The organism is uncultured Murdochiella sp. (genome assembly GCF_902488755.1).
Taxonomy (GTDB): Bacteria; Bacillota; Clostridia; order Tissierellales; family Peptoniphilaceae; genus Murdochiella.
This window is the reverse complement of record NZ_CABTXF010000045.1, coordinates 1-9372: the sequence shown is the minus strand read 5'-3', so window position 1 is coordinate 9372 and position 9372 is coordinate 1. Positions and strand designations below refer to the sequence as shown.

The window sequence follows — 9372 nt, the reverse complement described above, 5'->3', positions numbered from 1 at the left end:
TACAGGGCTCGAACCTGTGACCCCCTGCTTGTAAGGCAGATGCTCTCCCAACTGAGCTAAGCGCCCATCAATTGACCCTACCCGGATTCGAACCGGGGATACCGCCGTGAAAGGGCGATGTCTTAACCGCTTGACCATAGGGCCGCGTAAAAGTTACTCAAACAGTATAGCAAGGCAAATTGTCCTTGTCAAAATTTTTTCTTCCTTTTTTGCTTTCCATTCTGCTTTGCCCTTTAGGGCTATGCTCCTACTCTTGCGAATAGACAAGATAAAAATACAGAATCCAGGAAGCCGCAATGAGTGCCGTTTTCATCGCTTGATTCCATTTTGTATTTCTACGCACCAATATTGTTACCGGAACAGGAAAAATAAATATCCACCCTAATACCCATAACCATGTTCTTCTCTTCTTTACCGGCTGCGAAACGGCATACGTTTCAACGGTCATGACACGGCCGCTATGAGGAATGTATCCACAGTCCGGACAAGCAGCAGAATAGTATTCTGCGCCACAACGGGGGCATATCTTCGCCTTAGAACCCACTTTTACGCCACAATGCGGACAAAAATTGCCTTCCGCAAATACCGTGCCGCAATTTTCGCATTTATGTTTGAAGGCATTTGCGCCACACGATGAACAAACCGCAACGGAATCCGGATTCTCCGCGCCACAGAATTGACAAATCTTCATCACTTCCCCTTCCTCTCCATTTTGTTTGAACGTTCTCTTCATATTATAATCTATCCAACGAATGAATAACCGGAGGAGGATAAAATCTTGATTCGCAAAATCATTACCATTGAAGAAGAAAAGTGTAACGGCTGTGGGCTTTGTGCTCATGCCTGCCATGAAGGCGCTATCGACATCATCAACGGCAAAGCAAAGTTAACAAGAGAAAGTTTTTGTGACGGTTTCGGTGACTGTCTGCCCACCTGCCCCACAGGGGCTATTCATTTTGAGGAACGGGAAGCTCCGGCGTATGACGAAGCGGCCGTCAAAGCCCTTCAACAAGAACGAAAGACCATTTCACAGAGGAAAACCGACCGCACTCCCTCCCACTCTGCGTCTTGTTTACGGCAATGGCCATGCCAAATCAAGCTTCTTCCGGAAAAAGCCGCGTTCTTTGAAGGCGCTAATCTTCTCCTTGCTGCAGATTGCACCGCCTATGCCTATGCCAATCTTCACGAGGACTTTATGCGTGGTCGAATCACGCTGATTGGCTGCCCCAAGTTGGATGCTGTGGACTACACAGAAAAACTGACTGCCATTTTGTCCCACAACGCCATCCAAAGTGTAACCATAGTGCGGATGGAAGTGCCTTGCTGTGGCGGTCTTCAGCGAACAGCGGAGAATGCGCTTAGAGCCAGCGGTAAATGTCTTCCGTGGCAGGTCGTTACGATTTCGAGGGATGGGCGTATTTTGGGGTAGGAGTGTGATGTTGGATGTGTTTAACATATTGTATGGGGTCTCAACATGTTTAATGTTTACGATACTTGAAACGATTACTTTCTAAAGTACTGTACAATAACAACTATTTAGGAACGCTTAATGAACTATACCATTAAAATAGTCTTCAAACAGGCGCAATGCGTAGGATGGCGTAGTTCTTTTATACGTGACCATGGCTGTTTGTGTTTTTTGTATAGGATGAAGGGGAAGGCTGACTAAATCTTTATGCAGGTACGATTGAGCCACGCCGGAAGATAAAAACGTAATTCCTATATTAGCTCGTACCATTCCTATTAAACTGTCAATATCCGGACATGTACAGACGATCTTCGGCGATTGGTGCATATTAAGAAAAATATCATTCATTTGCATACGGATGCTCGTCTTCGTATCAAGACCTATAACCGGTAGAGCAGAAATATCCTGCATATCCAAATACTCCCTGTCGCCGATACTGGAACGACGAGCAGCAACGACAACGATAGTATCCTCAAAATAAGGAATAATTGTTAATTGCGGATCCGGTTCCTTGTTCGGTGAAAAATAAACATTGGTAACCGCCGCATCCAATTCCTGTGTTTTTACACGCGTTATCAGTTCTGAGCTCCAACCAATTTGAATATCGATTTGAATATTTGGATAATGCTGGTGAAAGCCCATGATATATTCAGGAATATTAAGATGAGACAGCGTGCTAAGGAGTCCTACAGATATACCACTTCGCATTTCACGACGTCGAAGCGCTATGCTCCTTCCCAATTCGTCCATTTCTCGTAACACGGATTGTGCATGTAATACAAACTCTTTTCCGACCTCGGTCAGTGCCACTTTTCTCGTGGTGCGTTCAAAAAGCTTGACACCTATCTCATTCTCTATCGCGCGGATCTGTTGTGACAATGCCGGTTGTGTAATATAAAGCTGGCTCGCAGCCTTGGAGTAGTTCGCAGTCTCCGCTAATTTAACTACATATCGAAGGTGGAACAGCTCCATAAACCAACTCCTTTCTTATAAGCGTCACTTATAAGTATATTATAAATCGTTATTTCACGTGTTTCAATCCATTTGTTATATTGAATACAACCTTCGGCCGAACAATTTACGAAGAAGGAGTGGTTGTTTTATGTATTACATGATAAAACCCACCTCACGCCTAAATGGTGAGGTGCATATTCCCGGATCCAAAAGTCAGACTGCTCGCGGTCTAATTTTGGGAACACTTGCCAAGGGAACCAGTCACATCTTAAATCCGATGCTGAGTCTCGACAACTATGATATTGCGGAGTGTTGCCGTCGTCTGGGTGCTACGGTGGATACTTCGAATGATGACGATTGGGCGATTACCAGTCCCGGTCTTGAAGGACTGCGTATTCCATCAAGTATATTGGATGTCGGAAATTCCGGTACAGGCTACTATTTTTTAACAACACTCGCCGCCATGCTTAACGGAAAGAGCGTGGTCACCGGTGATTATCAGATTGCCTATCGCCCCATTGCCCCACTCCTTAATGCCCTTCGTGAAATGGGTGGAAAAGCGATTTCCACGCGAGACAATGAATTAGCCCCTCTTATCATTGAAGGACCTATTGAAGGTGGACATACGGTCCATCTGAACGGTAAAAATGTTCAATGGGGCATCGGGCTTATGGTCTGCTGTCCAGCACTTAAGGATACCACAACCATCGTTTATGATACGGTTCTCGGCGAGCGCCCTTATGCAAATTTGACCATGGACTGGATGGAAGCAGCCGGAGTCCATCTTGAAAATCATGCCTATGAAAAATTCGTTATTCCCGGCAATCAACAATACCGCCCTTTCAGCAAACGCACTGCCTGTGACTGGTGTTCCGCCAGTTATCCCATGGTAGCAGCTTCCATCATGAAGGAAAAATGCCGCATCAAATTGCACGGCATGGACATCCATGATTTTATGGGTGAACGCCATTTCGTGGATTGGATTAACCAAATGGGCGGTCATGTAGAAGTCCTTAACGATGGCAAAGACGGTGTCATTATAGAAGGTGGACATACTTTACACGGTATCGAGATTGATTGTGGCGATACCCCGGATGCGGTGCCCGCTTTGGCAGTTCTCGGTTGCTACGCACAGGGCAAAATGAAACTTTATAATGTCGCTGCCAGCCGAATGAAAGAAACGGATCGCACCAAAACGATCGCCGGCGAATTACGCAAAATGGGAGCGAGAATAGATGAAGAAGAAGACAGTATCACCATTTACCACTCTCCTCTTCACGGTGCTACTATCGACGGTCATCAGGATCATCGTATCGTCATGGCAACTTCCTGTGCTGCTCTCGGTGCGGAAGGTCAAAGCTTTATCGATTCCGTCTCGCATGTTGGCGTATCGTTTCCACGATTCTATGAAGAGATGAAAGGCATTGGCGCCAATATTTTGCGCTTAGCTAAAAAATAATAGGAATTAGGAAATCTTCATTCGTTGTAAAAGAATAGAAGTCATTTAAAGGAGGGATAACATGAAAAAGTTTGTCGGAATTTTGCTTGCGTTCGCTATCATCTGCAGCTTAACCGCCTGTGGTAAAGGTCAGGCTCCTGCACCTGCGGATAGCACCTCCGGCGTACAAAGCGGCTCTACTGCAGAAAGCTCTACACCAAAGCGAACAGGAGAACTGCGCATCACCATTGGAACTGCCGGTACAGCCGGCGCTTTGTATCCTATGGGTGTGGCGATGGCAGAAACGATCACCAAGCACGTTGATGGCATCTCAGCAACTGGGGAATCCACCGCCGCTTCCATTGAAAACTTGCGCAACCTTCATGAAGGCAAAATGGCCATGGGGATTTCCATGAGTGAAATTTGCTCCTATGCCTATCACGGCGTGAGCGACTATGAGAATAGTGCTTATACCGATATTCGTGCCATGTTCTCGACAATCAACAATTATCTTCAAGTTTTCACTCTTAAAGACAGTGGAATAAAATCCATTGCGGATCTGAAAGGAAAAACTGTCAGCATGGGCGCCGCAGGTAGCGGCGGTGAAATGGCCGGTCGTTTGCTTCTAGGCATCTATGGACTGGATTACAATAGTATCAAGGCGCAATTTATGGGTGAGTCCGATGGCGCAACCGCTTTGAAAGATCATAAGATTGACGCTATGATCGCCACGCATCCTTTGAACTCGGCTGCGCTTACGGAACTTACCACCTCCTGTGACGCGATACTTCTGCCTGTCGACAATGATGCGTTTTACAAAACTTATCCCGCCTATGCACGGTGCACCATTCCTGCCGGAACATATCCAAATAATGATGAGGATGTAACCATTCCGCAAAATAGTGTCATTATGTGTACCTCGCTTAACAGCGGTCTGACGGATGACGATGTTTATGAGATCACCAAAGCGATTTGGGAAAATCGCGATGAGTGGGCTTCCAGCGCAAAGAGCGTTGAGAAGCAAGCTGTATGGGATTCTATTCTAAAAAACATCGATATTCCCTTGCATCCCGGTGTTATTCGTTATTTAGAAGAAAAAGGAGTAACAATACCGGAAGGATTGAAAGGCTGAAATGTAACCGGAAGGGCCGTGAGAGAAGCATTCTCGGCCCTTCTTATATGAACTGAGGTAAAAAATGAACAAGAAACGAAGTTCAAAAAGCAACAAAATACTGGACACGATCCTTTCTCTTGTCTGTCTTTTAGCGGCAATCTTTCATATTTTTATCGCTTGGAACACCTCCATCAGTATTATTCAGCAACGAGTGTTTCATGTTTTTGTAATGATTCTTATTTTCTTCCTAATGAAATGCTCCGCCTCTGCGAAAACAGAAAAGAAATATTCCGCCACAATATATGGTCTCTGCTCTCTATTAGCAGTAGTCTCCGGATCTTATTTTCTTCTGCGCACAAACCTTGATGTGATGTTAAAACGTAGTATTCAAGGCACTTCGGATGTAGAGATCCTCTTTGGTGTCCTCTTAATCATTGGCGTTATGTATTTGGCTTGGCGAACAGTGGGTTGGGCTCTCTCCGCTCTTAGTGCTATTTTTCTACTATACGCCATTGCCGGCCCCTACATGCCCGATATCATTTCCCACCGAGGCTACACGATTCCCTATATTACAAATTATATTTCTTGGACAAGCGAGTCCATTTTTGGAACCTGCATTAGCGCCTGTGTTTCATTTGTTGCGCTATACATCATATTTGGCGAATTATTAGATAAATTCGGCGCCGGTCAGTTCTTTATTGATATTGCCTATGCGCTTACCGGCCGCATGAAAGGTGGTCCTGCTGAGGCAGCGGTAGTCTCTAGCGCACTGATGGGTTCCATCAACGGCAGCGCCGTAGCTAATGTTGTTACAACCGGAACCTTTACCATTCCTTTAATGAAAAAAGTAGGATACCGACCGGAATTTGCGGGCGCTGTAGAAGCGGTTGCTTCTACCGGAGGACAAATTCTTCCTCCCGTAATGGGAGCCGCCGCTTTTGTTATGGCCGATTTAACCGGCATTCCCTATTCCACCATTATTATTGCGGCTATTGTACCCGGCATTCTCTATTATTTAAGCCTTGGTACGTCCGTGTATCTGGAAGCGGATAAACGTGGATTGGAGGCGGAGCACCAAGAAAACTTGCCACAAGTAAAACAAATCCTCAAAGAGGGTTGGTATTACGGCTTGCCGCGTGTCACTCTGATTATAGCTTTGCTCGGTTTTAATCTTTCCGCCAACTATTCCGCTCTGTTCAGCATCGGCGTACTGCTCATCCTCGGTTTTGGGAAAGAATGGTTCACCCATCGGCGTCTTCCTTTCCGAGAGGTGTTCGAAGCGCTTGTCAAAGCCTCTAAGACCACTGTTTCGGTAACAATCGCCTGTGCTTGTGCCGGAATTGTCATCGGCATTGTCTCTATGACCGGTATTGGGATCAAATTTACCAGCATTGTATTTCAACTGTCCGGTGGCAATGTGATTCTCATGCTTCTATTGGTAATGCTGGCCTGCATCGTCATGGGGATGGGATTGCCCAGTACTGCAGCTTATATTATCGCCGCTACGGTTGGCGTTCCCACATTGGTTGCTGCCGGCATATCCACATTAGCCGCCAATCTATTCGTATTCTACTTTGCTATCATGTCGTTCATCACACCGCCGGTTGCAGTTGCTGCCTATGCGGCTGCCGGCTTAGCGGATGCCAGTGCGAGCAAAACCGGTTGGCAAGCATTTCTGCTGGGAATGCCCGGCTTCATTATCCCCTTTGTTTATGTTTTTAACCCAGCCTTACTCATTGTCGAGACATCGACGATGGACACTCTTTATATTGTAATACTGGCAACATTCGGCGTAATTCTCACTTCCATTGCTGTAATTGGCTGGTTTAAAGGGAAATTAAATCCAATAATACGACTCCTTATTGCAATCAGCGCTATTCTCATGTTTGTCAGCGGAACAATCTATGATATTATCGGCTTCGTAATGGGAATTTCTATTATGAGCTATCTCCTCATCACAAGAAAGAAGCGCATCACTGCATAAAAGATAAAAACCGTCTTCTTTCTCTATATACAATTTTGACGTTCAAACGTCTGTTTCATTCCGTGTATCCCCCATGTCCTACGTTCACCATTAAAAAACCTGCGTAATACACTTTTATCTGTGTACTGCGCAGGTTTTTCTTTTGCTTTCAGAGCGTCTCTGAAATACTTTGTTAACGTGTCAGGAGTGCAGTAAAGTAGTCGGTCTTTTTTTTTGCAAAACTTTGATTTTCACCGACCAAGTATGAAGATAGGTCTGTGTTGAATCTTCAACACTTTTATATGTCGTGCTTTATAGAACCATGCTATTGGAAACATCATGCGTAATGCGTCGTTTTTATTTGTTCCAGTTCTTCCTTCATGATGTGCTCAATATTACGCACATCAATATCCCCCTGAAGATTTAGAAAGTACCTGGGCGATACACCGAAATACTTCCCAAGGCGCACAGACGTATCCGCGGACACTTTGCGTCTGTCGTGAAGTATATCCTGAATGCGGGACACGGGAACGTTAATGTCCTTTGCCAATCTATAAGCCGATAGCTCCAGCGGAGCCATAAATTCTTCCCACAAAATCTCGCTCATCTTTGGCGTTTCAATATAGTCTCTCATCTAAGCGCCTCTTTTCTCAATGATAATCAACAATCTCAACATGTGTCGCATCTTTTCCTGTCCAAATGAAACATATACGATACCGGTTGTTGATTCGGATGCTGAACTGACCTTTTCGATCTCCTTGTAATACCTCAAGACGATTTGCCGGGGGGGACGCGCAGGTCATTAAGCACCTGCGCCTCATCAAGCATTATCAACTTGCGCAGTGCTACACGCTGAATTTCCCGCGGTAGTTTTTTCGAAAACTCTTGGCGATATATTTTTTCCGTTTCCCTGTCTGAAAAATCCTTAATCATGCTTTGATTGTACCCGTTTTCCGTGCATGTTGCAATACATTGATTATGGAAGATCTATAGTATTGATAATAATGTGTATGAAACATCTCTATCTCTTTTGCTTTCCCACTTGTGTGCGTGAACCTTATCCCTTTTCTGTTCCTCGCGCTATATGAATCTCTTGAAGCCGTGCCAACAATTCCTTTGAGCAGCTGTCCTTCTTTACCGCAAAACTTTGGTTTGCGCCGACCAGAAAATAAAGATAGATCTTTTTTTCGATCACTTGATCTTGTGGTTGGGTAAAGAGACCTATGAGGACTCCTTTTGTGTGTTATTTGACTGGTGAAAAAGAGAATATCACCACAAAATATGCGCTCTTTCCTCGGTTTTTTCCACCATTTTCTGTTACATACACATCCATCTTTTCTTCAAAACCGTTCACGATGTCCTCTTCTGTTACCACGTGGTTCAAAGAAGCCTCTCCTACATCTGGCTTATCATCCTCTTCTATCATTTGAGCGTATAAGGAAAGACTATCTCCCACTGTCAACGTAGGGTTGTTTGTTACCGATTCACCATTAAGTTGAAACTTCAATCTCCACTCATTGCCGATGTTCACGTCGTTTTTTTGTTTTTCTTGAACGTGCAAATTCATCACTTCTTTCGTTCCATCGATGCACATTTCCATTGAGGACGAAATCCCACCAACAGCGGTGGCTGTAATGGTGCATTCTCCACCGCTCACGGCAATAACATTGCCCTCTTCGTCAACAGTAGCAACATGGTTGTCGCTCGACGTCCAAGTTAATTCCTGATCTTCTGCATCCGTCGGAGAAATGGAAGCGTTAATCTGTAACGTTTCGCCTATAGCTAGTTCGCTTTTTGAGGCAGTTAGTTTTACCGCTTTCACTTTGATGGGTTCTGAGACAACCACATGGATGGAGTCCGATTTCATAGAATCGCTCTTAGAGATCATCGAACTCTTGGAAGTATCCGCGCGATCGGATGATTTTCCAAAGGCAGCAAGAGCAAAATAAAGAACCCAAGCTGCAACAATAACTCCCATTTTGGTCTTCTTGTCTATATTCTTTTTTCCGACCATCAGAATCGTGAGGGGCAAGGGAAAAATAAGCAGCCATCCTAAAACCCACGGCCAAATCTTTTTCTTCTTTACCGATTCTGTTACAGCATGATCTATGACCGCACCGGCTTTTACCCCGCAATTCGGGCAACGCTTCCCTTCAAATATGGTTCCACAATTCTCACACTTGTATTGAAATTTATTGGCTCCACATGATGCGCAAACGTTCGCTGAGTTTTCACTTTCTGCGCCACAGAATTGGCATACTTTCATCGCCCTTATCCCCTTTATCTCTTTTTTAACTTAGACGATTTCGATGTATTCTTGTTTTGGTTTCACTTCATTATGCGTGGCTACTATAAAAGTCCCCTCTTACAAAATGGTCATTAATATTGGCTTGCGATCGTCTTTACTTCTATTCCCACTCTTCTTTTCCAAACGT

At 44.8% G+C, this 9372-nt stretch carries 10 protein-coding genes and 2 tRNA genes; 4 read left to right on the top strand and 8 right to left on the bottom strand.

Annotation, left to right across the window (positions count from 1 at the left end; all coding sequences use genetic code 11):
* From RDL68_RS05290 to RDL68_RS05280, 3 genes are all read right to left on the bottom strand, one after another.
* Positions 1-58, bottom strand: a tRNA-Val gene (locus tag RDL68_RS05290).
* Positions 59-72: 14 nt separating this feature from the next.
* Positions 73-144, bottom strand: a tRNA-Glu gene (locus RDL68_RS05285).
* Between the two features lie 103 nt (positions 145-247).
* Positions 248-733 (bottom strand): zinc ribbon domain-containing protein, encoded by a 486-nt coding sequence (locus RDL68_RS05280; protein WP_308540638.1) that lies wholly within the window; start codon positions 731-733, stop codon positions 248-250.
* A gap of 45 nt (positions 734-778) precedes the next feature.
* Here RDL68_RS05280 and RDL68_RS05275 point away from each other — a divergent pair, with 45 nt between their 5' ends.
* Positions 779-1429, top strand: coding sequence for a 4Fe-4S binding protein (locus RDL68_RS05275; RefSeq protein ID WP_308540637.1), 651 nt, complete (start codon positions 779-781; stop codon positions 1427-1429).
* 117 nt (positions 1430-1546) lie between these two features.
* On the opposite strand, the gene RDL68_RS05270 is transcribed toward RDL68_RS05275, so the two are convergent.
* A complete protein-coding gene (locus RDL68_RS05270; RefSeq protein WP_308540636.1) occupies positions 1547-2440 on the bottom strand; it encodes a LysR family transcriptional regulator in 894 nt (297 codons plus the stop codon).
* A gap of 130 nt (positions 2441-2570) precedes the next feature.
* Between RDL68_RS05270 and aroA the strand changes: the two genes are divergently transcribed.
* From aroA to RDL68_RS05255, 3 genes are all read left to right on the top strand, one after another.
* Positions 2571-3881, top strand: coding sequence for a 3-phosphoshikimate 1-carboxyvinyltransferase (gene aroA / locus RDL68_RS05265; protein WP_308540635.1), 1311 nt, complete (start codon positions 2571-2573; stop codon positions 3879-3881).
* Between the two features lie 61 nt (positions 3882-3942).
* Positions 3943-4992: a TAXI family TRAP transporter solute-binding subunit gene (locus RDL68_RS05260; protein ID WP_308540634.1), complete on the top strand. Its 1050-nt coding sequence runs from the start codon at positions 3943-3945 to the stop codon at positions 4990-4992.
* A gap of 64 nt (positions 4993-5056) precedes the next feature.
* A complete protein-coding gene (locus RDL68_RS05255) occupies positions 5057-6958 on the top strand; it encodes a TRAP transporter fused permease subunit (protein ID WP_308540633.1) in 1902 nt (633 codons plus the stop codon).
* Between the two features lie 316 nt (positions 6959-7274).
* On the opposite strand, the gene RDL68_RS05250 is transcribed toward RDL68_RS05255, so the two are convergent.
* The 4 genes from RDL68_RS05250 to RDL68_RS05240 all read right to left on the bottom strand — a co-directional run bounded on the left by RDL68_RS05250 (position 7275) and on the right by RDL68_RS05240 (position 9203).
* On the bottom strand, positions 7275-7571 hold the full coding sequence (locus RDL68_RS05250) for a HigA family addiction module antitoxin (RefSeq protein ID WP_308540632.1): 297 nt from the start codon (positions 7569-7571) through the stop codon (positions 7275-7277).
* A 16-nt stretch (positions 7572-7587) separates the two neighbouring features.
* Positions 7588-7740 (bottom strand): type II toxin-antitoxin system RelE/ParE family toxin, encoded by a 153-nt coding sequence (locus tag RDL68_RS06300; protein WP_374042594.1) that lies wholly within the window; start codon positions 7738-7740, stop codon positions 7588-7590.
* Positions 7706-7870: a hypothetical protein gene (locus RDL68_RS05245; RefSeq protein ID WP_308540631.1), complete on the bottom strand. Its 165-nt coding sequence runs from the start codon at positions 7868-7870 to the stop codon at positions 7706-7708. Before RDL68_RS05245 ends, RDL68_RS06300 begins: the two co-directional genes overlap by 35 nt.
* A 310-nt stretch (positions 7871-8180) precedes the next feature.
* Entirely contained in the window at positions 8181-9203 is a 1023-nt protein-coding gene (locus RDL68_RS05240) for an Ig-like domain-containing protein (protein WP_308540630.1), read from the bottom strand.
* Positions 9204-9372: the final 169 nt, after the last annotated feature.

Excerpts from the sequence above, each read along its gene's own strand:
- RDL68_RS05280 (WP_308540638.1), bottom strand. The coding sequence starts at position 733 with ATGAAGAGAACGTTCAAACAAAATGGAGAGGAAGGGGAAGTGATGAAG.
- RDL68_RS05270 (WP_308540636.1), bottom strand. The coding sequence starts at position 2,440 with ATGGAGCTGTTCCACCTTCGATATGTAGTTAAATTAGCGGAGACTGCG.
- aroA (WP_308540635.1), top strand. The coding sequence starts at position 2,571 with ATGTATTACATGATAAAACCCACCTCACGCCTAAATGGTGAGGTGCAT.
- RDL68_RS05260 (WP_308540634.1), top strand. The coding sequence starts at position 3,943 with ATGAAAAAGTTTGTCGGAATTTTGCTTGCGTTCGCTATCATCTGCAGC.
- RDL68_RS05255 (WP_308540633.1), top strand. The coding sequence starts at position 5,057 with ATGAACAAGAAACGAAGTTCAAAAAGCAACAAAATACTGGACACGATC.
- RDL68_RS05250 (WP_308540632.1), bottom strand. The coding sequence starts at position 7,571 with ATGAGAGACTATATTGAAACGCCAAAGATGAGCGAGATTTTGTGGGAA.
- RDL68_RS06300 (WP_374042594.1), bottom strand. The coding sequence starts at position 7,740 with ATGACCTGCGCGTCCCCCCCGGCAAATCGTCTTGAGGTATTACAAGGA.
- RDL68_RS05245 (WP_308540631.1), bottom strand. The coding sequence starts at position 7,870 with ATGATTAAGGATTTTTCAGACAGGGAAACGGAAAAAATATATCGCCAA.
- RDL68_RS05240 (WP_308540630.1), bottom strand. The coding sequence starts at position 9,203 with ATGAAAGTATGCCAATTCTGTGGCGCAGAAAGTGAAAACTCAGCGAAC.